This window comes from Legionella sp. D16C41 (genome assembly GCF_048541585.1).
In the GTDB taxonomy this organism is placed as follows: Bacteria; Pseudomonadota; Gammaproteobacteria; order Legionellales; family Legionellaceae; genus Legionella_C.
The window spans coordinates 1,064,889-1,090,753 of sequence record NZ_CP183303.1 but is presented as its reverse complement, the minus strand read 5'-3'; the positions used below and the strand labels follow the sequence as shown (position 1 = coordinate 1,090,753).

Below are 25,865 nucleotides of genomic sequence, written 5' to 3'. Positions count from 1 at the left end.
TTTCTATTTGGCTATTGCTGAGTTAAGGGAAATTATGATATAGAATGACTACAGCGAAAAACCGGCTTAAATATATGGACCTGCCACGTTTTGTTTTTGCTTGCTTTGTCATTTTTACATCTCTATATAGTTTATCTATTTATAGTCAATCGCTTGATAATAGTCCTCTTTCCAAACTTGCTGGCAACAAGTCTCCTGATTTTGGTATTGCTTTTATTCATGGCAATAATGATCATCGTAGTGATGCAGAGGGAATTTATTGGAAAAAAGAATTTATTAATACCCTAACTTCGGTACTACCCAAACCAGAAAACTATTTTGTTGTTGCTTGTGACTATAGTCACTATATGTGGCATGAAGATGCTGCTGGATGTACAGCCACTCAATTACTTTCTTTTATTAAGAACAACCACATTAGTAAATTAAAAATCTATACTCACTCTGAGGGCGCTAATGTTATTCGCTGGATTTTATCTAATCCAACTTATGACCCACGTTATTTACAACTGTCAAAAAGAGTAGCGGAAGTTATTGCTTTATCTCCATCTAGTGGAGGTACACCACTTGCCGAAGAAGTAGTAGAAGGAAACTTATTTGAAGCTTCGGTTAGTTGGTTAATTGGCTATCTTAATGATGGCGTGCGCCAACAACGTGTGCTTGATATGGCTATTTATAATAATGAACTATTATTTGGGAGCTTAGGACGTCCTTCTTTGTCGGTTCCTTTTCGAGTCATCATTGGTACCGACGTCACAGCCTCTCCTTTAAATGGAGCAAGCTATTGCAATGGTTATCGATATAATGCTGGCCTTAAGGTAACTAAACTCTATTTAGATAAGTGTGCTGATGGTTTTATAGAATGTATCTCTCAACGTAGTGTAGGCACAGTCTGGTTTTATGATATCCAAAAGACAGAACATAATAATGCACTAAGCCATAATCAAAGCCGTCATAACTGTTTTGGACTTGATATGATATTAAGTCAGGATTTAGCTAACGGAGTAGCCTAATGTATCTGCTATTATTGTTTCTTTTTATAAACTTTATAAATCCCAGCTATGCTATTACCTTACCTAGTCAGTCATTAAAAGCTTACGATTGTACCCATTGTGACACCCTCTCGCATATACCTTTAAGTACCTCTTGGCCCATTCATAATAAACTTTTTAAACCACAGAGTAATAAGCAAATAAGTAAAAAATATCATTTTGAAGTAACTGCTGCTCAACTATTTAAAGGCATACCTATTTATACAACAGCGCCAAAAGCGATTATTCGTATTGTGCCCATGAATAAAAAGATAATTTTAAAAGATAGCCAATTTCGCCTTGCTAAAGGGTCGAAAATAAACCTTCCCTTATCTGAAGTCTCAACCTTATCGCCGTATCATTCAGAGGACTTACCTGCAATAAACCTCGCTAAGATCATTGAATTAAAGCCTGAACTAGGTAGCGGACAATTTACTTTGTCATTATTAGACTTTAACTACTTAGCTACTGAGCGTTTTCAAATTCGTATATTTGATAAAGCCTCGACTGCAGGCCTTCTTGTAGAGACAAATCAAGCTTATTACCAATATGGTGATGAACTTACCACCACAATTTTTTTAAAAAAAGCTGCAAAGCGGTATTCAGCTAATAATGTTAAAGCTAATCTGTTAAGTCCTGATGGACAATCTGTACCTATTCCACTTACCGAAGTTGAGCCAGGACTATACCGAGGTAAAATAATACTAGATAATGAAAAGAATTTTCCTGGTCAGAATTGGTATATAGAAACCGATACTAGCGCTAAAGTTGATAATCAAATAATTAATCGCCATGCTCATACTGCTTTTTCTTATGCCATACCTTCTGCCCTCATTAGCGAAATCACTCGTCTAAATTCTAATAAATTAACTTTTAATGCAGCTATTAATGTGGCTACAGGTAGCCGCTATATGCTTCAAGCTGTTCTTTTTAAAGCTGATGTTCAAGGAAAAAAACATGCTATCGAAATAGCTCAGGCAGCAGATTGGCTTGCGCCTGGAAATGCCAATTTAACGTTTTCCTTTAAACACAAGATTGATAAATTAGAACAATCACCGTATTATTTGGGGTCGATTCAACTTATCGATTATGGTCAGCTTAAACCAGTTTTTGAACATAATTTGCCTATCGATATTGCTAATTTAGGTTAAAATGATTGGATGGCCTCAGTTTACACTGACACAAGGACTAATTGCCGCGCTGGTCTTTCAATGCTGTTTTATTTTTTTTATTTATAAACGTCTAGTTGCTTTTTTTAAACAAACAGATTATCAAAAAATACAACAATTTATTCTTGAAGAGTTACATCAACTGCAATTGGATTTACAAGATTATAATCAAGTTAATTTACAACGTATCTTAGAACAAATTACTCAAGGGCAAATCAATAATCAGCAATTAATTAATCAAACCATTCAACAATCTATGATTGATGTACGTGAACAAATTAATCACAGCTTTATGCAACATGCTCACTCGCTAACCTCTCACCTACAAAGCTTAACAGAGGAAATACGTAGTCATTTAAATAATCTTACCCAGCAAGTTAATCACAAATTAGCAGAAGGCTTTGAAAAAACCTCAACTACTTTTACAGATATTGTAAGAAGACTTACCATTATTGATGAAGCACAAAAAAAGATAACTGAGTTATCCTCACATGTGGTGAGCTTACAAGATATCTTAGTAGATAAGCGAGCTCGAGGTGCCTTTGGTGAGGTTCAACTAGCTACGTTAATTAGCAACATGATTCCAAGTACACATTATCGTATGCAACATACTCTCAGTAACCAAAAGCGTGCTGACTGTATCTTATTTTTACCTGAACCAACAGGACATGTGGTTATTGATGCTAAATTTCCTTTAGAAACATATCAGAAATTAATGAGTACTGATGTTAATTCAGTAGAAAGAAAACATCTACATCAACAATTTCGCCAGGATATTCAAAAACATATTAAAGATATTGCAGAAAAATACATTATTCCTAATGAAACAACCGATGGCGCTGTTATGTTTATTCCGGCGGAAGCCATATTTGCTGAAATTCATGCCGGTTACCCAGAAATCATTGCTTTATCACAACGACTAAAGGTCTGGCTAGTCTCTCCTAGTACCCTAATGGCTGTACTCACTACTGCACGTGCCGTGTTAAAAGATGATGCGACTCGTAAACAAGTACATATTATTCAGCAACATTTACAAGCGCTAGCACAGGATTTTCAGCGCTTCGAAAAGCGGATGGATAAGCTATCAAAGCATATTGATTTAGCACAGCAGGACGTGGGTGAAGTCACTATTTCAGCTAAAAAAATAACCCAACAATTTCAAAAAATTGAATCGGTCGATTTATTAGTACACGAAGAGTAGGAGGCTTAATGGCAGTGGAAATGTATTTTGCCTCTTTGTGAGTCTTAACGTAATGCTAAACCATTTAAATCTAATAGTTATGAAATACTTTTAATAAACACTTGGAGAAAATTTTAATTATTCTAAAGTAATTAACTATCACTTATTTTTTTATAGCTATATCTTGTTATCCTTTTCTACGTCCTGCGACTTGTTCGCAGAATCCATAAATTACATTTCTTAACTGGATCCTGCGGACAAGCCGCAGGACGTAGAGTTGATATTAAATCAGAGTTTTTATTCTTTAATTCATTTACCGCTTTTAAGCAGAAATCGTCTGCAAAAGTAGAGGTCGAAAAAATAAAGCTACTTAAAAATACTATAAAGTAAGAATAAAGTTGATTCATATAAATTACCTGGAAATAATTATGTTTTTAAGTGCAGCACTATAAGTTTTAGCTTGTGTTATAACTTAAAGATAATTTTATATTTAGAATAAATTTAGATTATTTTCTAATGGTTAGCGCCTTTTTATATAAAATTGCTAGTTCTTAAGTTAAGTAAGACATACTTTAATCATTTATTTCTTTTCGATAATTACCTATAATAGATTTCTTCGGAAAGGACCATTGCCGGCCAGTCTCAAACAAAAAAATGCTTCAAAATGCTCATTTACTCCCTGTAAAGTGTGCTTTTTTAGTATTTTTTTGCTTGATCTTGTTTTAGCACTAGCACTTTCCAAAGAAGTCTAATATTCTCAAAAATAAAAAGTGCAGGAATAATCATGCAATTTATCGCTCGAGTGTTTGCCGTTTGGGTATTTGCTATTTGCTTTACGCTAGCTTTCGCAAGCCGCTGTAGTGATTGTAAAGGTGATGATTGTCCCAAGCACTGTCTTGGCCAATGCTGCGAAAAAATGGGCGGAGTCAGTTATTGCGATTCATCTGCTGGCCGTTTAGTATGTAAAAATGGTTATTATTCTTCTTGCTATTGTACACGGCATGCCATTATGGACTTACAAAACGTTCAAGGATGTTGTTTATGGCAAGGTGGCGTGTTGACTGTTGATGAAAAAGGATTGGTAATTTGTAATAATGGCGGTATCTCAGAACTTTGCTCAGCTCAAGCCAACGTTAGACATGATAATTGTAATAAATATAATTAGTTATAGATCATCTAAAGTGTCAATTTAAGAACAACCTGTTATTCTTGCACAGGTGGGAAGCTATTTTAATTAAGCTTAGTGTGAGTATTAAGATAGACGTCAACATACAGAGCTATTAGAATTCTTAAATTCAAGCTATTAGGTTATCCAGTACTTAAATTAAATCTATTTAATTTCTTACAATTTTGGCTAAATAAACCTTAAATTCGGCAAATTTAGTTAAGCCCCCTGGAAAATAAACCAGTATTGATGATTGTTACTAGACAATTTACTTAGCAACAATCATAATTATGCTTTTGTTTTGAACTTATCATGACGGTACCGCTAATTGAAATTTGCCATGTTTACAAATCTTATGGCAGTGCCTTAATTCTTAATAATATTTCATTATCTGTTTTTGATGGTGAATTTTTAACTTTATTAGGTCCCTCTGGTTGTGGTAAAACTACTTTACTGCGTCTTATCTCTGGTTTTGAACAGCCAAGCCAGGGAGAAATCTTTATTAATGGACAATGCGTTAATGCCTTGCCACCGCAAAAGCGCGACGTTCATACGGTTTTTCAAAGCTACGCCCTTTTTCCTCATTTATCAGTATTTGATAATGTAGCGTTTGCATTGCAATGTAAAAAGATTAATCGTCGTGAAATAGCCAAGCGCGTTAAAGAAGCGTTACAGCTTGTGCAACTAGAAGCATTAGCTGATCGCAATATTAAGCATTTAAGTGGCGGACAACAGCAACGAGTAGCTATCGCACGAGCTATTGTTAATCGACCCCAAGTATTATTATTAGATGAGCCTTTAAGTTCTCTAGATTACCGCCTGCGCAAAGAAATGCAGTCTGAATTAAAGCAATTACAAAAAAAACTCAATATGACCTTTATTTTTGTAACTCATGATCAAGAAGAAGCATTATCCATGTCAGATAGAATTGTAGTCTTTAATCATGGCCATATTGAACAGATTGGTACCCCTAGAGCGGTATATGAAAATCCAGCGAACTTACATGTCGCTAAATTTATTGGCGAAGCCAATATTTTTGATATTGAAGTTAAAACAAGCGATGAAAATCAATTAACTACGATGGTTGAGCAAATAGAATTAGTTTGTAAAAATACTGGCCATTATCAAGCTGGTACACAACTACATCTTATTGTTCGTCCAGAAGATATTCGCGTATGGAGTTTATCTGAAGTGGAAGATACCAGTAATATGCTACCAGGAAAGATTGTAGAAATTGTATATAAAGGTTCTACCGTCGATCTTAAAGTTGCATTAGATTCAGGAAAACTTATTAATGCTTCTGAATTTTTTGATGAAGATGATGATAAATTAGAATACTCGCCTAATGAATCGGTATGGGTTGAATGGTTACCTGGATGGGAGGTGCTACTGCCTTATGAAGGTTAAATCAACTTCGCTTTATATACTTTATGCATGGCTAATTGTTTTTAGCTTTGTTCCCTTATTACTTGTTCTAATAGCAAGTTTTTTATCTAAGGATACTGCTAATTTAGTAGCCTTACCCTTTACATTTGATAATTACAGCGCTTTATTATCGCCGGTTTTTGCGAAAATTTTTTTTCGTTCTTTATTGATTGCGATAATTGCGACTGCTTGTTGTTTACTATTAGCTTATCCTTTTAGCTACTTATTAATTAAGTCTAAGCACCAATCTGTTTTATTATTGTTAATTATTATACCTTTCTGGACTAGCTCATTAATTAGAACTTATTCACTTATTGCCATCCTTAAATATAAAGGCGTACTTAATGCCTTATTACTTAAATTTCACCTTATTAATGAACCTTTGAACTTACTTTATTCAAACTTTGCTGTTATCACAGGATTAGTTTATAACTTATTTCCCTTCATGGTATTACCTATTTTTACTAATATGGAACGCTTTGATTTTCGCTTAGTTGAGGCAGCAAAGGATTTAGGCGCAGGAAGGTGGGCTATTTTTACACGAGTATTCTTACCTAATACAGCTCCGGGCATTTTGTCAGGTTGCGTTTTAGTGCTTTTACCTGCTATGACATTATTTTATATTCCTAATATTTTAGGTGGTGCTCGTTCTATTTTATTAGGTAATTTAATTCAGAATCAATTTTTAGTCATTGAGAATTGGCCTGAAGGCGCTGCCACAAGTGTCATTTTAACCCTTTTACTCCTACTATTATTAGCTTTTTATCGTCAAGATAGTAGTGAGGTCATTCAATGAAAGGATTATTGCAGAAAACTTTTTTATTTTTTGTTTTTGCTTTTCTCTACTGCCCTATTTTAATTTTGATACTTTATTCAGTTAATGATGCTAAATTTTCATTACAATGGCAGGGCTTTACCTGGTTTTGGTATCAAGAGCTTTTTCAAGACAGAGGTTTATGGTCTGCTTTTTTTAACTCTATTCTTTTAGGTTTCTGTGCCTCCTTTTTTGCTACGTTATTAGGTTTACTTGCTAGTGTAAATCTATTTTTATTTCGTGCAAAAAAACAAAAAACCTTTTATCTTCTTCTTTTATTATTAATAATTATTCCTGATTTAGTACTGGGCGTTGCCTTGCTTATTTTCTTTAATGTTACGCAGATACCACTTGGCTTTTTTAGCTTGTTAATTGCCCACATTACATTTTGCCTTCCCTTTGTTATTTTAACTATTAAAGCTCGAATCAACACCTTAGATCCTAATATCTATTTTAGTGCATTAGATTTAGGAGCAAGCCGCTACATCGCTTTAACAAAGATTTTACTTCCTTTATTATGGCCTGGTGTATTAAGCGCCTTACTATTGAGTTTTACCCTCTCCTTTGATGACGTTATGATTAGTTATTTTGTGGCAGGTCCTGACTTTAATATTTTACCATTGGCAATTTACTCACTAGTACGTACAGGCATTACCCCAGAACTTAATGCTTTATGTACTATTACTTTTCTTCTTTCCATGATCTTGGTTAGTTTATCGTATCGACTTTCAGGCAAGGCATTATGAAACGATTTGGCTTATTTCTCCTTTGTCTTTTTTCAGCTGTTGTTCATGCTACTAGCCCTGTGGTTAATGTTTACGTGTGGGGAGGCGAAATTCCTAAGGAAGTAGTGCAGCGATTTGAAAAAGAAACTGGAATTAGAGTTAATTTTTCTACTTATGACAGCAATGAAACGATGTATGCTAAATTAAAAGCTAGCAGGCAAGCTGTTTATGATGTCATTTTACCATCAGCTTATTTTGTAGAGCGCATGCGTAATCAGAATATGCTAACTAAAATTGATCATAGAATGTTACCTGATATTATTAATTTAGATCAAAAATTTACCCGCAATGATTATGATAAAGGGAATAATTACAGCATCCCTTTTACATGGGGAACAACTGGCATATTTTTTAATAGCCAAAATGTGGTTAATCCACCTACGACTTGGCAACTCTTATGGGATAAGCGCTGGCTTAACCAATTAATGATGCTTGATGATTCTCGCGAAGTATTTGCTATTGCTTTACTTAGCCTTGGTCTTGACCCCAATACAAAAGATCCTATCTTGATTAAAAAAGCCTATGAGCAATTAGTAAAATTAGTACCTAATATTAAAATATTTGCTAGTGATAGTATTCAAGCCATTATGATTGATGAAGATGCATCAATTGGCGCTGCCTGGAATGCTGATGCTTATAAAGCTGCTAAAGAAAATAATAATGTGCGTTTTATTTATCCTAAAGACGGTTTTATTATTTGGGTTGACTGTTTAGCCATTCCTAAAAATGCACCTCATCTTAAAGAAGCACTAACCTTTATTAATTTTTTGCTTAAACCTAACGTCGCCTCTCAAGTTGCTTTAATAACCGGTCAAGCTATTACTAACGCCGAAGGACGTGCGTTACTGCCAGCCGCTGTTCGCGATAACCTTATTGTTTATCCTACAGCAAACATACTAGAGAAAGGCATTTTCCAACGCGATGTTGGCGAAGAAACGCTTGCTTTGTATAACCAATATTGGCAAGAATTAAAGTTGGTTTTTTAAGTCTTTAAAAAGATATAATGCTCTTTATTATGAAATCAAATAGCAGTCTTTGCTTATATAAAATCTAACCGTTCATGAAATATGCTTGCATTGGTGTAAACGCTTATAATAAATTGTTTATTTCTATTTCTTCTCTGAGGACTCTTGGTCTTGGTCGTCTTTTAAAGCCTTATCAAATGTAGGCTTAGTAAGTCCTACATCAGATTTGTCTTTAATTGATTGGTCCTTAAGGGAAGCTTCTTCGTCTTCTTTTAATGCTCTATCTAATGCTGCTTGAAAAGCTTCTGGGTCAAACGTATCTTGATTCTGATGTTTAATTGACTCTTCGCCAACCAAAAGCGCTTCATCTTCTTTCGCAGCCTTATCTAACGCTGCTTGAAGTGCTTCTGGGTCAAATATATCTTGCTCCTGCTGCTTAATTGTCTTTTCTTCTAGCAAAGATTCTTGTTCCTCTTTTAAAGCTTTATCTAATACTGCTTGGAAAGCTTCTGGGTCAAACGTATCGTGTGGCTTGACTGTTTCTGTTTCCAGCGAAGATTCCTGGTCTTCTTTTGCAGTTTTATCTAACGCTGCTTGAAAAGCTTCTGAGTCAAACTCATTTTGCTCCTGGTTCTTAATTGCTTCTTCTTCAAGCGAAGTATTTTGTGGAACCAATTCGTCTTGCTCAATAATTTCTTCAGCAATTTCCTCTTGTTGGGCTTGTCTTTTCTCTTCTTTATTAAGTTCAGCTGGACTAGTTAAATTTTCTTCTATTGGCGGCTGAACTTCAAGCTGACCAGCTTCAGCTGTAGCTTGAGCTTGTTGCTGACTAGAAGGTAAATCTGGAACGGGTTCTACATCTTGTCTAGCGGGAGATAAGGAAACACTGTGTCTGACATCAGGATAAAGCTGTTTAATGCCACGGTAAAAAGTACCTTGAGCATTGAAAACAGCTAATAAGAAGCCTGCTACACCGTCCATAAAACCACGTTGCAAATAAAAACAGCGGAAAAACATCCAACCTGTACTAAAAATTATTTTCATAATACCCGGTGGCTCACCCTTTTGTGAACGAATTTTCGCGCTGTAAGACGTGTAGCGATTAATTTTATATAATGCATGGCTTACATCACGAAATGAATGATGCATGATAGGTAACGTTATTTTTCCAATTTGCGTATCTTCAGGTAAAATGATTTTTTCATGGACAATATCTTCACTGTAGCGTGCCTTTTCTCGCTTAAATAAGCGGATATGCCGCTTAGGACTCGACGAATAGCGTAAAGGTTTTCCATAAAAATTCATACAAATAGGAATACGATAAGCATCTGCTTCACCAGATGCAATTGCATCTTCAATAGCTGTTCTTAAATGCTCTGATACTGACTCATCAGCATCTAGATTTAAAACCCAATCACCGGTGGCTAAATTAAGTACACGCTGCTTTTGTATACCATAGCCATGCCAATCTTCACTTCTATAAACATTTTCTGTATATTTTTGTGCAATAGCAGTTGTATTATCAGTACTACCTGAATCTAGTACTACAATTTCATCTGCCCAGCTTACAGATTCTAGACAGCGTTTAATATTAGCTTCTTCATTTTTACAGATAATAATTACGCTTAGCATAAACTAACCTAAACTAATTCGTTAGACTTCTATTTAAACTAACCGTGGCAACTTAAGCATAAGTGAGTACTAAAATTACCATCAAGCAGTTTATTTATTTTATATAGGATTTTGTAATTGTAGCTGGGAGTATTAACGCAAGCAAATGCATAATGACAAAATAACTAAGAAATTAAGTAACTTAGCAAATTTTAGACTGCATAGATTAACTTTAAAAAACTCCCCACTTTAGTTAAGTGGGGTAGATTAAATGGTCAGCAACTAAGACTTATTTGATAGAAGGGTTAGATAACCCCTTCACAGTGATCATGGCTATCGAAATGTAGTTTGCCATCTTTTACTCTAATAACTACATGTCCGCCTTTCATTAATTTTCCAAATAGTAGTTCGTCTGCTAGTGGTTTTTTGATTTGTTCTTGAATTAAACGAGCCATTGGTCGAGCACCCATAGTTCTATCATAGCCATGCTCAATTAACCAATCTCTCGCTGCTTTATCCACTTTAAATGTAACACCTTTATTACTTAATTGCTCATCAAGCTCCATAATAAATTTATCTACAATAAGCCCTACTGTCTCGGTATCTAGAGAATCAAAATTAATTATTGCATCCAAACGATTTCTAAACTCTGGACTAAATTGTTTTTTAATGACTTCTAAACCATCATTGCTATTATCTTGTAGCGAGAAGCCTATTGAGTTACGCGTAATCTCAGTGGCGCCTGCATTACTTGTCATCACTAAAATAACGTGCCTAAAATCAGCCTGGCGGCCATTAGTATCTGTTAAAGTACCATGATCCATAATTTGCAAGAGCAAATTAAACACATCAGGATGGGCTTTCTCAATCTCATCAAGTAGCAATACGGAGTGAGGATTTTTAGTAACTGCCTCAGTTAACAAACCGCCTTGATCATAACCAACGTAACCGGGAGGCGCACCTATTAAACGAGATACAGTATGTTTTTCCATATACTCAGACATATCAAAGCGTAAAAGCTCAATACCCAATACATTAGCTAATTGCCGGGTGACCTCTGTTTTACCTACTCCGGTTGGGCCTGCAAATAAGAAACAGCCGACTGGTTTATGCGGATCACGTAAGCCGGAGCGAGCAAGCTTAATGGCTGATGCAAGCGCTGTAATAGCATTATCCTGACCATAAATCAGTAATTTTAAATCTCGTTCCAAATTACGTAAGGTATCTTTATCCCTTGCTGATACTTTCTTAAGTGGAATACGCGCTATTTTTGCCACTACATTTTCAATTTCAGTTACACTAATAATTTTTCTTCGTTTATTAGCCGTTAATAAGTTTTGGTAAGCACCTGCTTCATCCACTACATCAATAGCTTTATCAGGAAGGAATCTATCATTAATGTATTTAGCCGATAATTCAGCAGCAGCTTTTAAAGCAGAGATAGAGAATTTGACACCATGATGCTCTTCCAGTTTAGATCTTAATCCTTTAAGAATCTCAAATGTTTCTTCAATGGTTGGCTCACTAATATCAATTTTTTGGAAACGTCTAGCAAGTGCCCTATCCTTTTCAAAAATACCGCGATATTCTTGATAAGTAGTAGAACCTATACATTTTAATTCACCATTAGCAAGTAAAGGTTTAATTAAATTTGACGCATCCATAACACCACCGGAAGCCGCCCCTGCACCAATAATGGTATGAATCTCGTCAATAAACAATACAGCTCCATCTTGCTGACCTAATTGTTTTAAAACAGCCTTTAGACGTTTTTCAAAGTCACCTCTGTATTTTGTACCAGCTAATAATGCCCCTAAATCAAGGGCATAAACTACACAATTATTAATAGCCTCTGGTACCTCGCCATCAACTATACGCTTAGCAAGACCTTCAGCAATAGCCGTTTTACCAACACCCGCCTCACCAACAAGCAAGGGATTATTTTTACGGCGACGACAAAGAACTTGAATGGTACGCTGAATTTCTTCATGACGACCTATGAGCGGATCAATTTTTCCTAAGCGAGCTCGTCTATTAAGATTCAAGCAGTAACTTTCTAAAGGTGATTCACTACCTTCACCAGCCATAGCTTCTTCATCCATAGCAGAATTAAGATGATCATTGGCTTCGTTATTATGATATTTAGAAACACCATGGGAAATATAATTAATAACATCTAGTCGTGTAATATTTTCACGGCGAAGAAAATACACAGCTTGACTTTCTTGCTCACTAAAAATAGCAGCCAAGACATTTGCGCCTGTTACTTCGGTTTTACCAGCTGACTGCACATGAAAAACAGCTCGCTGCAAAACACGTTGAAAACCTAAAGTAGGTTGAGTTTCCCTATCATGCTCCCCTTCAGGAATTCTGGGCGTAGTTTCATCAATAAATTCAATTAAATCTCGTCTTAATGCTTCAATATTGGCATCACAAGCTTGAAGAACATTGCCTGCAGCAGGATTATCAAGTAAAGATAATAGTAGATGTTCAACCGTCATAAACTCATGACGTTTTTCTTTCGCTTCCTTAAAAGCAAGATTCAAGGTGAATTCAAGTTCTTTATTTAACATTGGCATTGCTCCTCTTCACCCACCTGCATTATTCCGACTCCATCGTACATAGCAAAGGGTGCTCATGATTTCTGGCATATTCATTTACCTGAGCAACTTTCGTCTCTGCTATATCCCTGGTATAAATACCACATACCCCTTTTCCCAAGATATGAATCTGTAACATAATTTGGGTTGCCAGCTCTTCATTTAGTCGAAAAAAACGCTTTAGTACATCTACTACGAAATCCATTGGTGTATAATCATCATTCAATAAAATCACTTTATATTTCTTCGGAACTTTGACTGCAGGGAGAACCTCTGCCTCTGCGTTTTTATGTTCAGTAAATTCTTCTAAGTACCGGCCACTCATCTTCATACCCTTTATTAATTTTATAGACTTTCAATGAGCATTTGGCCAGTAAAAAATGATTTTTATTATGATAAAAAAATTAAACTCTGCGACAATGTATATCATGATGAGTAGATAGCACTCATACTGACATTTTCTAATAGGACTTATATTAATTTAGACTAAGCTTTAATTCTATTTAGCAATGTCATCAAAACTCTTTTTTACCTAATTTAAATTCAACAACAACTATTTGGCATAATCTAATGACCATCCCAAATAAGCAAAATCTATAGCAGCTTGAATTTAATTCATTTGACCTAAATGCTGAAGTTACTCTCAGGGCTTACGTAAAACTTCAATTTCTTTATTAAAATGCCTTAATTTAAGATATAAACTCCCTCACTTGGCATTGAGATTTACGTAAGTCCTGACTTTATTTAAGGTTTGTTAATTACTCCAAAGAAACCAGTTTAGTTACGCTCCGATTTCCCTACTTCCTATTGTTAACATGGCTTAAATTAATTATAGCTGCTTTTTAATTAGGTGTGTCATTAATTGACTTTTTGCAGCAAAATAGCACTAATTTTAACTTAAGTAAGGCGAATGGTTAACCCTATTTAATGAGCTTAAGTTAATATTGGCACAAATTCGCGCTATTTGCAGCCGAAAACATTAATCAATGACACTTTCCCATATTAGACTTTTAGTATACTTTATATTAATTAAATTAATGTTAAGCAGCTTACATATTTTCAATCATTGCTTTAGCAAAGCCTGAACAGCTAACACAATTTGCATCGTCCATCATGCGGGCAAAATCGTAAGTTACCGTTTTAGACTCAATTGTATCGGCCATAGATTGAATAATTAAATCGGCAGCTTCAATCCACCCTAGATGACGTAACATCATTTCTGCTGATAAAATTAATGAGCCCGGATTTACTTTATCAAGTCCAGCATAACGAGGAGCTGTTCCATGAGTAGCTTCAAATACCGCAACCTCATCACTTAAATTCGCCCCAGGCGCAATACCAATACCTCCTACTTGAGCCGCTAGCGCATCAGAAATATAGTCACCATTTAAATTAAGGGTAGCAATAACGCTATATTCTTCAGGACGCAATAAGATTTGTTGTAAGAAAGCGTCTGCTATTACATCTTTTATAATGATTGGCTTACCTGTTTTAGGATTAGTCAATTTCATCCAAGGCCCGCCTTCATATAATTCAGCCCCAAAATTATCTCGAGCAACCTGATAACCCCATTCTTTGAATGCACCTTCAGTAAACTTCATAATATTACCTTTATGCACTAAGGTTACAGAGTCTCTATCATTATCAATAGCATACTGAATAGCTGCTTTTACTAAACGAGATGTACCTTGTTGCGATACAGGTTTAACACCAATACCACAGTTTTCTGGAAAACGAATTTTAGTAACACCCATCTCATGTGTTAAAAAATTAATAACTTTATTAGCACTTTCAGTACCTGCTTGCCATTCGATACCAGCATAAATATCTTCCGAATTTTCGCGAAAAATAACCATATCGGTTTTCCAAGGCTCTTTCAGTGGGCTAGGCGTACCAGCAAAATACTTAATAGGACGCAGACAGATATATAAATCCAGCTCTTGACGGATAGCAACATTTAAAGAACGGATTCCACCACCAACAGGTGTTGTTAAAGGCCCTTTAATAGCGATGACGAATTGTCTAATAGCCTCTAGGGTTTCTGCTGGCAACCATTGATCGCCGCCATAAACTTGAGTGGCTTTTTCACCTGCATAAATTTCCATCCAGGAGATTTTGCGCGTATCTCCATAACACTTAGCTACCGCAGCATCAACAACATTACGCATTGCAGGCGTTACATCAACCCCGATTCCATCACCTTCAATAAAGGGAATAATTGGAAAATCTGGCACATTTAATCGCCCATTAGTACACGTGATCGGTTGCCCTTGCTCTGGTATATGAATTTTTTCAAATGTCATTGATATCCCCTACTTTTAAAGAGAAACATCATAACATGCGAAAACACTTGCCCCAAGACAGAATAACGTCATAATTATAATTTTATTCGATGTCATTGACCGTGCCTACTATATTACTTTTCAACAAACCGTTTGGTGTTCTTAGTCAATTTACGGGCACCCCGGATGAGAGAACGCTAGCTGACTTTATTAAACTGCCTAATTTTTATGCTGCCGGACGATTGGATAAAAATAGCGAAGGTCTACTTATTTTAACTGATGACGGTAAGTTGCAGCATCAATTAAGCCATCCTAACTATAATAAACGTAAATACTATTGGGTTCAGGTAGAAGGCCAACCTACTGAAGCTGACCTACAACCTCTAAGAATGGGCCTAAAAATTAAAGAGACTATTTTTTTGCCAGCTAAAGTACATATTATAGAGGAGCCTAAACTTTGGGAGCGAATGCCTCCCATTCGCTTTCGAAAATCAATTCCTACCAGTTGGCTAGAAATAATCCTTGCGGAAGGAAAAAATCATCAAATTCGCAAAATGACGGCCGCTATTGGATTTCCGACCTTAAGACTTGTTCGCCATAAAATAGCTAGCTGGTCATTAAATGGCTTAGAGCCTGGCGCATATCGTTTAATTCAATTAAGCTAAGTTACGATATATTTTAATTTTGCTACGTAAAGTGTCATCAGCGATGAGACGTAACCAGGGCCAGAGCAAAATACTGAGGATTGTATTAATTATCACAGGTACAAAATTGATGTGAAAACCTAAGAATGCATCTAATGTAATCATAATAAGTTGATAGAGAAAACAGAAAAACCCCACTAAAGTCATTTGCTGACCGATAGAAAAAAAGTAGAATCGCCGGGCCTTGCTACTAGCAATCCAGGTAATTAAAGATAGGGCAAGTGTATGCTCACCTATTACAGTCGATAATAAAGCATCTAAGACAAGTCCAAGTAAAATTAAGATAAATAAATTAAAATGTTCTGGAAGGTAAAACTGCATATATAAAATGAGTAATAGTACCCATGGTGGTTTGATACCGATTAATAAGCTAGGCATAGGAATGATGGTTAGGCATAAAGCTACAATAAAAGCAATTGTTAAGCGCATAAAAGTAGAGTTCATTAAGAGGCCTCTACTATATTCATACGCTCATTAATTTGAGCAGTCAGTTGCTCTTGTTCTTTATCAGGCCATATTAATAGCACTAAACGATTTCTATTTAATAAAGCAATTGGACTTACATCAACTTTAATAAAAGCTTCTCCAGGAATACTTTTAACACTTTCTACTTTTCCTACAGGATAGCCTTCTGGATAAAGCCTACCCAAGCCAGAAGTTACTAGTAAATCACCCTTTATAATAGCGGAAGTCCTAGGTAAATTAATTAATGACAACTGACTTATATTGTTTAAGCCAACTAAAATAGCACGCTCACCTGTACGATTATTTCTAACAGGGACTGCACTTTTAGCATCAGAAATTAATAAAACCGTGCTAGTCATATAGCCGACATCTATAACTTGCCCCATTACACCTTTAGCGTCTAATACAGGTTGACCAACATAAACTCCATCGCGTTTGCCCTTATTTAAAATTACTATTTGGCGGGCAATAGTCGTATCGACTGCTAAAATTTGTGCAGCCATTGCTTTCATCTTAGCTTTTGAAGAAGTTAACAACAGCTCTCTTAATTGCGAGTTTTCTTCTTTAATAACAAGTAGCTTCTGTAATTCTGCTTGTAATAAGGTTTGTTGATATCTAAGCTGCATGTTTTCATCAATCAAAGCTTTTTTAGTACTTACCAATGATTGAAACCACCCAATAACACGTACGGGGTAATCAACTGCGTATTGCAAAGGCGCTACAATAAAAGAAAAGGCATGCCTAACACTATTTAAATAGTGATAATGATAATCAGAAAACATTAAACCAATAGATAGAACACAGGCAAACAAAAAGCCTAAGAAACGATGTTTGCCTCGGGAAAATAGCCTATCTTTAGAATTATTCGGTTGAGAGGAAATCACCGCCACGTAAATCCATTGTTTCAAGTGCCTTACCACCACCACGTGCAACGCAAGTTAAAGGATCTTCTGCGACGAGAACGGGTAGCCCTGTTTCTTCCATTAAAAGTGTATCCATATTCTTTAATAAAGCGCCACCCCCTGTTAGTACCATTCCACGCTCAGCGATATCAGCTGCTAATTCCGGCGGTGCCAATTCAAGCGCAGCTCTTACAGCTCCTACTATACCTGAAAGTGGTTCTTGTAAAGCTTCTAAAATTTCTGCACTGGTTAAAGTGAAACTGCGTGGAACACCTTCTGCTAAATTTCGCCCTCTAACTTCAATTTCAAAAAGATCACGACTTGGAAAAGCTGAACCAATTTCATGTTTAATACGTTCTGCTGTGGTTTCACCAATTAAGGTACCATAATTACGTCTGACATAAGAAACAATAGCATCATCAAATTTATCACCACCTATGCGGACAGACTGATGATAAACGATACCGCTTAAAGAAATAATAGCAACTTCTGTAGTACCGCCTCCAATATCAACAACCATAGAACCACTTGCTTCTTCAACAGGCATACCTGAACCTAGAGCCGCAGCCATTGGTTCCTCAATAAGAAATACTTCGCGTGCCCCAGCACCCATAGCTGATTCTCTAATTGCACGCCTTTCAACTTGCGTTGAGCCACAAGGCACGCAAACAAGCACTCGAGGACTTGGCCTTAAAAAACGGTTTTCATGAACTTTATGAATAAAGTGCTGTAACATTTTTTCAGTAACAAAAAAGTCTGCAATAACACCATCTTTCATTGGACGAATGGCATTAATATTGCCAGGGGTCCGACCTAACATACGTTTGGCCTCTAAGCCAACTGCTGCAACGCGTTTTTGCCCTGACTCACTTCGCAGTGCAACTACTGAAGGTTCGTTTAAAACAATTCCTTTATCCCTAACATAAATTAAGGTATTGGCTGTACCTAAATCAATAGATAAGTCATTGGAAAAAACACCCCTTAATTTCCTTAACATATACTACATTACCCTCAAACTTTTTTGGAAGGTACTGTATCCTAAATTTGCCTAAAAATCGACATCTCTTTATGAAGATTTCTAATTAGAATTAATAGAAAGCTTAAATTAGCTAGAATTTTAGCTCAAACTGCTTAAGTTATTTAATATTAAATCTTTGCACAGGAAAAAGTTAACGCAGCTCTTTTAATTAGCGGATTTCAATGTAACTGGCCGCTAATCGAAACCAGTTACAGAACTTGGTAAAAGATAGGTATTAAATTACCCGCTTAACTACTTTACTTGAAAATTTTTCTGTAGTTCATCTAAATGACTAGTAACAAATTTCTGGCCAAAGCCTGGAACTTTTGCTAATTCCGAAACGGATTTAAATTTACCATGCTCCTGCCGATATTTAACAATAGCTTCAGCACGTTTAACTCCAATTCCTTTAAAAGATTTAGTTAAAGTTTTAAGATCAGCTTTATTTAAATTGATTTGGGTATCAACGCCCGCTAAAGAAATAGGATTAGATGACGCGCTATAAGAAAAAGGTAAAACAAAAAAACATATTACACAGACTACACGCCTTATTTTCATTATTTTCTCCGTATTGATTGGACTATAATTTTGCTTCTTAGATGTTCCTTCAAAGAAGCGTGTGGAGTATGTCAGTAATTTTAAAAATTGTCGAGAAAAAATGAAAATTTATTTATTTATCAAATAACTTAATAGGTGCTTACTAGCTTAACGCTAAATTTTAAGATAAGCAAAACTTAGCCTAACATGGTTAGGCTTTCCACAAAAGGTGATAACTACTCTTTGTTTAAAATATCAGCATGAAAACGCAAATGATCTTCAATAAAGCTAGCAATAAAATAATAACTATGATCATAACCGTTTTGCATACGCAGATTCAGTGAAACCTTCGCTTGTTTACAGGCTTTTAAAAATAGTTCTGGTTTTAACTGCTCTTGTAAAAATGGATCATTCGTGCCTTGATCAATTAGAATAGTTTTATGAGGCCAACCTCTATTAATAACTAGTTCACAAGCATCATATTCCTGCCAACTTTTTTTATCGCTTCCTAGGTAACCGGTAAAAACTTTTTTCCCCCAATCACACTGACTCGGTGCACAGATTGGAGCAAAAGCTGATACTGAACGATATTGTTGTGGGTTTTTTAAGGCCAAGGTAAGTGCGCCATGTCCTCCCATGGAATGACCAAAAATCCCACAGTTCCCCGCTTTAAGTAAAGCATGTTGTTCTAACAATCTAGGTAATTCGTACTGAATATAAGTAGCCATTTTATAATGTCTAGACCATGGCGCCTGTGTAGCATCAACATAGAAACCGGCACCAACACCAAAGTCATAATTATCACTATCGCCTGGTAAATTAGTTCCACGCGGACTTGTATCAGGTACCACAAGTGCTAGACCTAATTCTGCTGCAACTCGCTGCGCCCCGGCTTTGGTAATAAAATTTTGCTCACTGCATGTTAATCCTGAAAGCCAGTATAATACTGGAACGCTATGTTTAGCAGCTTGAGGCGGTAGAAAAAGCCCAAAATGCATTGTACACTGTGTAATAGAAGATTCATGAGCATATACATGCTGCAATCCATCGAAACAAAGGTGCTCTTCTACAAGCTTAATAGTCATTATGATTACCCACTATATAGGGCCTGTTGACAATTTTTTTAAGTCTAAAATTTGTATTTTTTGTCTTATAAAACAATTGCCGACAGACCTTAGTTTAAAAAGTAGCAACTGTACGAATTGATTTACCAGCGCTCATTAAATCAAAAGCATCATTAATTTGTTCGATAGGTACAACGTGCGTAATTAAATCATCAATATTGATTTTGCCATCCATATACCAATCAACTATTTTAGGCACATCTGTACGACCTCTTGCGCCACCAAATGCAGAACCTTTCCAAACACGACCTGTAACCAGCTGAAAGGGCCTAGTACTAATTTCTTGGCCTGCTCCAGCCACCCCAATTATGGTTGAAACGCCCCACCCTTTATGACAGCATTCTAAAGCTTGTCGCATCAACGTGACATTACCAACGCATTCAAAACTATAATCAGCGCCTCCTTTAGTGAGTTCTACAAGATAACTAACCAAATCTTTCTCACCTATTTCTTTCGGGTTAACAAAATCAGTCATCCCCATCTTTTTAGCTAAGGTCTGACGCTCTGGATTAATATCTACTCCAATAATTTGCTCAGCGCCAACTAAGCGCGCCCCTTGAATAACATTAAGGCCAATACCTCCTAGGCCAAAAACAACTACCCTAGAACCAGGTGTAACTTTAGCTGTATAAATTACAGCGCCAATTCCTGTAGTTACGCCGCAACCGATATAACAGACTTTATCAAAAGGCGCATCTTGACGAATTTTAGCTACCGCTATCTCAGGCAGTACCGTATAATTAGCAAACGTTGAAGTACCCATATAGTGGAACAATTTTTTACCATTTAAACTAAAACGACTTGTCCCATCTGGCATAAGGCCTTGCCCCTGCGTACTACGTATTGCTTGACAAAGATTTGTTTTTTGCGAGAGACAATATTCACATTGTCGACACTCAGGCGTATATAATGGAATGATGTGATCACCAGGCTTAACAGAAGTAACGCCTGCCCCAACCTCCACTACCACACCTGCTCCTTCATGACCTAAGATAGCAGGAAATAGACCTTCTGGATCCTCGCCTGATAGAGTATATAAATCTGTATGACAAATACCAGTTGCTTTAATCTCTACTAATACCTCGCCTGCTTTAGGGCCTTCTAAGTTAACCATCTCAATTGCTAGTGGCTTTCCTACTTCATAGGCTACAGCAGCTTTTACTTGCATTTAACTCTCCACAAAAAGTATAAGTGAATTCATATTAATTATTGCAATAACTTTTTTACCTGCTTTACAAGGTAAATTATTGCAGCAAAACCAAAATTTAATCTTGCTAGACAAGCTAGTTAAGTCTGTAAATTAGCATGCTTATCTAGAACAAATGCCACACATGCTGTTAATTTCTTTACCATATCTAAATGTAGAAATTCATTAGGTCCATGCGCATTAGAATGTGGTCCTAGCACCCCAGTTATCATAAATTGGGTATTAGGAAAGGTTTTTCCTAACATACCCATAAAGGGAATAGTTCCACCCTCACCCATATAAACTGCTGGCTTATTGTAAAAAGCTAATGAGGCATCTTGAATTGCTTCTCTAAGCCAATCCGCTACTAAAGGCGCATGCCAACCTTCAGCACTATCTTGAATCGTAAAGTTTACCTTTGCCTGATAAGGCGGATTTTCTGTTAACACTTGTTGAATGGCAAGTGCTGCTTGTTTTGGCTCAGTTAAAGGTGGTAGACGCATAGATAATTTTAAGGCCGTTTTTGGCCTTAGTACATTGCCTGCATTGGCAATAGGTGGCAAACCATCAGCGCCAGTGATGGCAAGCGCCGGACGCCAAGTACGATTTAAAATTAATTGGGCGTTATCAGCATTAATAGGTTCAACCCCTGAATAAAGAGGAAATGCTTCATAAACATTTTCTTGTAAGGCATTTGCACAATCCTGCGCCTGCTCTTCACGCTGCTCTGGAATATCACAATATAAAGAGGGTAACTTAATTTCGCCAGTTACCTCATCTTCAATACGACTAAGTAGCTGGCGGGCAATTCTAAAACTATCAGCTACTATACCACTTGCATTACCAGAATGAACACCCTCTTTTAATAGTTCAACCGTTAATTCGCCAACGACATTCCCCCGCAAAGAGGTAGTTATCCATAGCTGTTCATAATTGCCAGCGCCTGAATCAAGACAAATTACCAGTGAAGGAGTACCTATTCTTTCATTAAGAATATCCATATAGTAAGGTAAATCATAACTACCACTTTCTTCACATGCCTCGATGATTAAAACGCAACGAGCATGAGCTATACCTTGGTGCTGTAAAGCTCGAATAGCAGTTAGGGAAGCATAAGCGGCATAACCATCATCGGCACCACCACGGCCATAAAGTCGCCCCTCTTTTAACACAGGCTTCCAAGGCTCTAACCCTTCTTGCCAACCAATCATTTCTGGTTGTTTATCTAGATGACCATACAAAAGGACAGTATTCTCAATGGTGCCCGGAATATCTAGAAATAATAAAGGCGTTCGGCCTGGAAGCCGAACAATATCTACTACTGTGCCAGCAGGTGCATAACGTTGGCACCAATCAGCAATATGGGTTACTGCCTGCTCCATATAGCCATTTTTTTCCCAGTCTGCGTCGAAATGGGGAGATTTATTGGGAATCTTTATATAATCACATAGACTAGGTAAAATTGCATTATCCCATTCATCTGCAATAAATTTATACAAAATTTCGGGATTCAGCATGTAGTTGCTCCTTAATAAGGGTTATTATTTTAGTTGTCGCTGATTCAATTTTTAGCGCTTTTATACGCATTACAATTTCTTCTTTTATAAGATAAGTTTCTTTAATAGCTTGAATTAAGCTTTGGCTAGTTAAGGTATCATTATCAAGCACACAACTAATACCTAATTGCTTAAAATAATTTGCATTTTGAATCTGATCACCTCGACTAGCACTTAAAGGTAAGGGAACTAATATATGTGGTTTTTGTAAGGCTAATAATTCACAAAGTGAATTAGCCCCTGATCTGGAAACGACTAAATCTGCAGCTGCCAATAAGTCAGGTAGTTCCTCATCAATGTATTCAAACTGACAATAGTCCTTTTGCTCGGTTAGAGATAAATCTTTCTTTCCTTTACCACATAAATGGATAATTTGAAAACGTTGCGTCAAGTGATCTAGCGATTGCCTTACAATAGCATTTAAGCTACTCGCTCCTTGGCTTCCGCCCATAACTAATAAACAAGGTTTTTCATTACTAAAATGACAATAAGCTAAACCTCGCAGGCGAGAGCCTAAAAAAAGCTTAGGCCTTATAGGCGTCCCCGTTACTGCAATATAGTCATTTTTTTTAAAATGTTCTTTGGCAATTTCAAAATTAACACAAATTTTATCAGCAAAAGGAAAACTTAGGCGATTGGCTAATCCAGGACTCATATCAGATTCATGTATAATCACTGGAATACGATTTAACCACGCGCCAACGACTACTGGAAAAGCAACAAAGCCACCTTTGGAAAAAACTACATCTGCTTTAAGCTTACGCAGTAAACTATAAGCTTGAATAATGCCAACAACGATTCGAAATGGATCAATAAAGTTTTGCCAACTAAAATAGCGGCGCAGTTTGCCAGCACTAATAGCATGAAAAGGAATGGTCTTATGATTTTTAATTATCGTTTCTTCTACGCTATCTCGTGCTCCTATATAATCAACCTGCCAATTTTCTTCTTTGGTGGCTTCAATTAAAGCTAAATTGGGTGTTACATGCCCTGCACTTCCACCGCCGGTAAAAACGATTTTTGGCTTCATTTTTTTCCTAATTTACTAAGTGCCTATCTTTAGAATCGCTAAGGTGATACGGCTCTAACAAGTCCTAATTAATAAACTTAAATCAATTGCCTGAATGGATTTAGTAATACTTCCGACCGAAATATAATCTACTCCTGTTTCTGCAACCGCTTTAATATTGGCAAGTGTAATCCCACCTGAGGCTTCCAAATCACATTGCTTGGGCAGATTTAAATTCACAGCTTCTTTCAACAAAGCGTGCGTAAAATTATCTAGTAAAATACGATCAGGTTTAGCCTGTAGTGCCTCTTGCAGTTCTTCAATGCTTTCAACTTCAACTTCAACTAATAAATTAGTATGCGCTTTACGAGCGCCATTAATAGCATTGGTAATTGAGCCACAAGCTTTAATATGATTTTCCTTAATTAAAAAGGCATCATATAAGCCCATACGATGATTAACTCCTCCTCCACAAACAACTGCGTATTTCTGAGCATAACGTAAACCGGGTATGGTCTTTCTGGTATCTAATAAGCGAGCTTTTGTTCCTTGTAACTCATTAACATAACGACGTGTCTGTGTTGCTGTTGCCGCTAAAGTTTGTAAAAAATTTAAAGCACTACGCTCAGCCATTAAAATAGACTTTGCTTGACCTCTAATTAAGCATAATGTAGTTGCCTGGTCTAGCCATTCGCCCTCCTTGACTAACCAGCTAAGCTCTATAGATGAATCTATCTCATGAAAAGCTGCCTCAACCCATGGTATACCACACACAAGCATAGGCTCACGCGAAATAATTTCTGCTTCCGCTTCTAAATGAGCTGCCAATAAGCCAGCACTTACATCACCACTACCAATATCTTCCTCTAAAGTCCGCCTTACATCACTTAAAACTAACGATAAATTAATCATTTTTAAACGACACCTTTTTGTTTAGCATATCGGCTTTTTAACCAGGGTGGTGCCACAATTGTAGTGACTATAACCATTAAAATAATGGCTGAAAAAAGTTGATCAGAAATGACACCTAAAGTTCTGCCAATGGAGGCAAAAACTAAGCCTACTTCACCACGAGGCAACATGCCAATACCAATTAATAATCGATCATCTTTTTTATTTCCACCTAAACCACTAAGTAATTTGCCTACAATAGCAGCCACAATTAAACCAAAAGCCATTCCAATTACCTGCCAATGCATAAAAGCTTCAATTTTAACTTGTAAGCCAATTAACATAAAAAATAATGGGGCTAACAATGATTCAATAGGTGAAATCAAATCATGAATTTTAAAACTATGCTGACGTTTGCCTTCAAAAAAATTATCGTTGATAATTAATCCAGCAGCAAAGGCACCAATAATTGAAGCGAGTTTTATAACAGTTGCAAGCCAGGCTAAAAACATGACGAAAATAAATGAAATAAATAGTTTTTCTTCCCATAAATCTAGAAACTGAAAGTATTTAATTGATTTATTTAATAACCAAGGACCTATTAAAATAGCTAACATAAAAAATAAAATAGTTAGAATGATGACCTGACCAATCATCAAAAAATTAACCTGGCCCTGCAGAACTATACTACTTACGATAGCCAAGATAATAAGGCCTAAAATATCGTCAAACATAGCCGCACCAAGAATGGTCTGTGCTTCACGCGTCTTTAATTTTTTCATTTCAGATAACACGCTAGCTGTAATACCAATACTTGTTGCTGACAACGTTGCGGCTACAAAAAGATTAACTTTATATGAAGCTTCAGGAACTATCAGATAAGCTACTATAAATCCTAGAATAATAGGTAAAACCACTCCTATTACAGCTACTCTTATTGATGCAAGGCCAGTGTGCCTTAGCTCTTGAATAGAGCTTTCTAAACCTACTTTAAATAGAAGAAAGATAACGCCATAGCGCGAAAAGACATCAAGTACATAACCTACTTTAATATATTCAATGCCTAAAGAACTACTTAAAGCATGGGTCACTTGCGAAGCATAGTAGGCATTCGGAATGTTTTGTGTTACAGCCTGTTCAAGTGGTATGTTTGCCAATAAATCCTTCATAATATTATAAATTGCGGCACCTTCACGCAATATAACTATTAATTGCGAGCCAAAAAAATAGCAAATATTACCTATTACAACTCCCATTAAAAGCTCACCAAGTACACCAGGCTGATTTAAAAGCTTAGCAACATAGCGGCCTAAAATTGCAAAGGAGAAAAATATGGTTACCCATAAAATCACATTAGAGATTGGGTCATGAGGCTGTATATCGGCTGCCAAAGCAATAGACGGACCTAATAACAATAGGCCCGAAAAATAAATCTTATTTAACATAGTT

22 protein-coding genes and 1 pseudogene are annotated in these 25,865 nt (G+C 36.3%); 9 read left to right on the top strand and 14 right to left on the bottom strand.

The features are described from left to right. Positions 1–74 precede the first annotated feature (74 nt). The 8 genes from ACNVED_RS04795 to ACNVED_RS04760 all read left to right on the top strand — a co-directional run bounded on the left by ACNVED_RS04795 (position 75) and on the right by ACNVED_RS04760 (position 8,552). The gene (locus ACNVED_RS04795; RefSeq protein ID WP_419421144.1) at positions 75–1,010 is read left to right on the top strand and encodes a hypothetical protein; all 936 of its coding nucleotides are present in this window, start codon (positions 75–77) and stop codon (positions 1,008–1,010) included. Next, entirely contained in the window at positions 1,010–2,179 is a 1,170-nt protein-coding gene (locus ACNVED_RS04790) for a DUF4785 domain-containing protein (RefSeq protein ID WP_419420622.1), read from the top strand. The genes ACNVED_RS04795 and ACNVED_RS04790 overlap by 1 nt, the downstream gene beginning before the upstream one ends. A gap of 1 nt (position 2,180) precedes the next feature. Beyond that, positions 2,181–3,398 (top strand): DNA recombination protein RmuC, encoded by a 1,218-nt coding sequence (locus ACNVED_RS04785; RefSeq protein ID WP_419420621.1) that lies wholly within the window; start codon positions 2,181–2,183, stop codon positions 3,396–3,398. A 763-nt stretch (positions 3,399–4,161) separates the two neighbouring features. After that, a complete protein-coding gene (locus ACNVED_RS04780; RefSeq protein WP_419420620.1) occupies positions 4,162–4,542 on the top strand; it encodes a neurogenic locus notch in 381 nt (126 codons plus the stop codon). Between the two features lie 312 nt (positions 4,543–4,854). Continuing rightward, on the top strand, positions 4,855–5,949 hold the full coding sequence (gene potA, locus ACNVED_RS04775; RefSeq protein WP_419420619.1) for a spermidine/putrescine ABC transporter ATP-binding protein PotA: 1,095 nt from the start codon (positions 4,855–4,857) through the stop codon (positions 5,947–5,949). Continuing rightward, positions 5,939–6,763, top strand: coding sequence for an ABC transporter permease (locus ACNVED_RS04770; RefSeq protein WP_419420618.1), 825 nt, complete (start codon positions 5,939–5,941; stop codon positions 6,761–6,763). Before potA ends, ACNVED_RS04770 begins: the two co-directional genes overlap by 11 nt. Then, the gene (locus tag ACNVED_RS04765) at positions 6,760–7,527 is read left to right on the top strand and encodes an ABC transporter permease subunit (protein ID WP_419420617.1); all 768 of its coding nucleotides are present in this window, start codon (positions 6,760–6,762) and stop codon (positions 7,525–7,527) included. The genes ACNVED_RS04770 and ACNVED_RS04765 overlap by 4 nt, the downstream gene beginning before the upstream one ends. Further along, positions 7,524–8,552: an ABC transporter substrate-binding protein gene (locus ACNVED_RS04760; RefSeq protein WP_419420616.1), complete on the top strand. Its 1,029-nt coding sequence runs from the start codon at positions 7,524–7,526 to the stop codon at positions 8,550–8,552. The genes ACNVED_RS04765 and ACNVED_RS04760 overlap by 4 nt, the downstream gene beginning before the upstream one ends. An 876-nt stretch (positions 8,553–9,428) precedes the next feature. Here the strand turns inward: ACNVED_RS04760 and ACNVED_RS04755 are convergent. The 4 genes and pseudogenes from ACNVED_RS04755 to icd all read right to left on the bottom strand — a co-directional run. Beyond that, positions 9,429–10,163: pseudogene (locus ACNVED_RS04755) on the bottom strand (glycosyltransferase family 2 protein); the annotation flags it as partial. 284 nt (positions 10,164–10,447) lie between these two features. After that, complete coding sequence (gene clpA / locus ACNVED_RS04750) at positions 10,448–12,715, bottom strand: ATP-dependent Clp protease ATP-binding subunit ClpA (RefSeq protein ID WP_419420615.1); 2,268 nt, start codon at positions 12,713–12,715, stop codon at positions 10,448–10,450. 28 nt (positions 12,716–12,743) lie between these two features. After that, positions 12,744–13,067 (bottom strand): ATP-dependent Clp protease adapter ClpS, encoded by a 324-nt coding sequence (gene clpS / locus ACNVED_RS04745; RefSeq protein WP_419420614.1) that lies wholly within the window; start codon positions 13,065–13,067, stop codon positions 12,744–12,746. 724 nt (positions 13,068–13,791) lie between these two features. Further along, positions 13,792–15,045, bottom strand: a complete 1,254-nt coding sequence (icd, locus tag ACNVED_RS04740; protein WP_419420613.1) for an NADP-dependent isocitrate dehydrogenase — start codon at positions 15,043–15,045, stop codon at positions 13,792–13,794. 101 nt (positions 15,046–15,146) lie between these two features. Here icd and ACNVED_RS04735 point away from each other — a divergent pair, with 101 nt between their 5' ends. Next, the gene (locus ACNVED_RS04735; RefSeq protein WP_419420612.1) at positions 15,147–15,689 is read left to right on the top strand and encodes a pseudouridine synthase; all 543 of its coding nucleotides are present in this window, start codon (positions 15,147–15,149) and stop codon (positions 15,687–15,689) included. Here the strand turns inward: ACNVED_RS04735 and mreD are convergent. The 10 genes from mreD to ACNVED_RS04685 form a co-directional block, all read right to left on the bottom strand. Beyond that, the gene (mreD, locus tag ACNVED_RS04730; protein ID WP_419420611.1) at positions 15,681–16,172 is read right to left on the bottom strand and encodes a rod shape-determining protein MreD; all 492 of its coding nucleotides are present in this window, start codon (positions 16,170–16,172) and stop codon (positions 15,681–15,683) included. The two genes, ACNVED_RS04735 and mreD, sit on opposite strands and share 9 nt — an antisense overlap. Next, on the bottom strand, positions 16,172–17,077 hold the full coding sequence (gene mreC, locus ACNVED_RS04725) for a rod shape-determining protein MreC (RefSeq protein WP_419421143.1): 906 nt from the start codon (positions 17,075–17,077) through the stop codon (positions 16,172–16,174). The genes mreD and mreC overlap by 1 nt, the downstream gene beginning before the upstream one ends. Then, positions 17,055–18,092 carry a rod shape-determining protein gene (locus tag ACNVED_RS04720; RefSeq protein WP_115302113.1) on the bottom strand — a complete coding sequence of 346 codons (1,038 nt, stop codon included), beginning with the start codon at positions 18,090–18,092 and terminating at the stop codon, positions 17,055–17,057. Before ACNVED_RS04720 ends, mreC begins: the two co-directional genes overlap by 23 nt. Positions 18,093–18,365: 273 nt before the next feature. Continuing rightward, complete coding sequence (locus tag ACNVED_RS04715) at positions 18,366–18,671, bottom strand: ComEA family DNA-binding protein (RefSeq protein WP_419420610.1); 306 nt, start codon at positions 18,669–18,671, stop codon at positions 18,366–18,368. Between the two features lie 215 nt (positions 18,672–18,886). Next, positions 18,887–19,735: an S-formylglutathione hydrolase gene (gene fghA, locus ACNVED_RS04710; RefSeq protein WP_419420609.1), complete on the bottom strand. Its 849-nt coding sequence runs from the start codon at positions 19,733–19,735 to the stop codon at positions 18,887–18,889. 94 nt (positions 19,736–19,829) lie between these two features. After that, positions 19,830–20,942: an S-(hydroxymethyl)glutathione dehydrogenase/class III alcohol dehydrogenase gene (locus tag ACNVED_RS04705; protein WP_419420608.1), complete on the bottom strand. Its 1,113-nt coding sequence runs from the start codon at positions 20,940–20,942 to the stop codon at positions 19,830–19,832. Positions 20,943–21,061: 119 nt separating this feature from the next. Continuing rightward, on the bottom strand, positions 21,062–22,477 hold the full coding sequence (locus tag ACNVED_RS04700; RefSeq protein ID WP_419420607.1) for a M20 family metallopeptidase: 1,416 nt from the start codon (positions 22,475–22,477) through the stop codon (positions 21,062–21,064). Then, complete coding sequence (locus ACNVED_RS04695) at positions 22,452–23,546, bottom strand: undecaprenyldiphospho-muramoylpentapeptide beta-N-acetylglucosaminyltransferase (RefSeq protein WP_419420606.1); 1,095 nt, start codon at positions 23,544–23,546, stop codon at positions 22,452–22,454. Before ACNVED_RS04695 ends, ACNVED_RS04700 begins: the two co-directional genes overlap by 26 nt. 54 nt (positions 23,547–23,600) lie before the next feature. Continuing rightward, positions 23,601–24,437 carry a carboxylating nicotinate-nucleotide diphosphorylase gene (gene nadC, locus ACNVED_RS04690; protein WP_419420605.1) on the bottom strand — a complete coding sequence of 279 codons (837 nt, stop codon included), beginning with the start codon at positions 24,435–24,437 and terminating at the stop codon, positions 23,601–23,603. A 2-nt stretch (positions 24,438–24,439) separates the two neighbouring features. Next, positions 24,440–25,861 (bottom strand): cation:proton antiporter, encoded by a 1,422-nt coding sequence (locus ACNVED_RS04685; RefSeq protein ID WP_419420604.1) that lies wholly within the window; start codon positions 25,859–25,861, stop codon positions 24,440–24,442. Between the last annotated feature and the right edge of the window lie 4 nt (positions 25,862–25,865).

Coding starts and splice junctions, on each gene's coding strand:
- ACNVED_RS04685 (WP_419420604.1), bottom strand. CDS start 25,861: ATGTTAAATAAGATTTATTTTTCGGGCCTATTGTTATTAGGTCCGTCT.
- ACNVED_RS04780 (WP_419420620.1), top strand. CDS start 4,162: ATGCAATTTATCGCTCGAGTGTTTGCCGTTTGGGTATTTGCTATTTGC.
- clpA (WP_419420615.1), bottom strand. CDS start 12,715: ATGTTAAATAAAGAACTTGAATTCACCTTGAATCTTGCTTTTAAGGAA.
- mreD (WP_419420611.1), bottom strand. CDS start 16,172: ATGAACTCTACTTTTATGCGCTTAACAATTGCTTTTATTGTAGCTTTA.
- ACNVED_RS04720 (WP_115302113.1), bottom strand. CDS start 18,092: ATGTTAAGGAAATTAAGGGGTGTTTTTTCCAATGACTTATCTATTGAT.
- potA (WP_419420619.1), top strand. CDS start 4,855: ATGACGGTACCGCTAATTGAAATTTGCCATGTTTACAAATCTTATGGC.
- ACNVED_RS04695 (WP_419420606.1), bottom strand. CDS start 23,546: ATGAAGCCAAAAATCGTTTTTACCGGCGGTGGAAGTGCAGGGCATGTA.
- nadC (WP_419420605.1), bottom strand. CDS start 24,437: ATGATTAATTTATCGTTAGTTTTAAGTGATGTAAGGCGGACTTTAGAG.
- ACNVED_RS04770 (WP_419420618.1), top strand. CDS start 5,939: ATGAAGGTTAAATCAACTTCGCTTTATATACTTTATGCATGGCTAATT.
- ACNVED_RS04700 (WP_419420607.1), bottom strand. CDS start 22,477: ATGCTGAATCCCGAAATTTTGTATAAATTTATTGCAGATGAATGGGAT.
- ACNVED_RS04790 (WP_419420622.1), top strand. CDS start 1,010: ATGTATCTGCTATTATTGTTTCTTTTTATAAACTTTATAAATCCCAGC.
- fghA (WP_419420609.1), bottom strand. CDS start 19,735: ATGACTATTAAGCTTGTAGAAGAGCACCTTTGTTTCGATGGATTGCAG.
- ACNVED_RS04765 (WP_419420617.1), top strand. CDS start 6,760: ATGAAAGGATTATTGCAGAAAACTTTTTTATTTTTTGTTTTTGCTTTT.
- ACNVED_RS04760 (WP_419420616.1), top strand. CDS start 7,524: ATGAAACGATTTGGCTTATTTCTCCTTTGTCTTTTTTCAGCTGTTGTT.
- icd (WP_419420613.1), bottom strand. CDS start 15,045: ATGACATTTGAAAAAATTCATATACCAGAGCAAGGGCAACCGATCACG.
- ACNVED_RS04785 (WP_419420621.1), top strand. CDS start 2,181: ATGATTGGATGGCCTCAGTTTACACTGACACAAGGACTAATTGCCGCG.
- clpS (WP_419420614.1), bottom strand. CDS start 13,067: ATGAGTGGCCGGTACTTAGAAGAATTTACTGAACATAAAAACGCAGAG.
- ACNVED_RS04795 (WP_419421144.1), top strand. CDS start 75: ATGGACCTGCCACGTTTTGTTTTTGCTTGCTTTGTCATTTTTACATCT.
- ACNVED_RS04715 (WP_419420610.1), bottom strand. CDS start 18,671: ATGAAAATAAGGCGTGTAGTCTGTGTAATATGTTTTTTTGTTTTACCT.
- ACNVED_RS04705 (WP_419420608.1), bottom strand. CDS start 20,942: ATGCAAGTAAAAGCTGCTGTAGCCTATGAAGTAGGAAAGCCACTAGCA.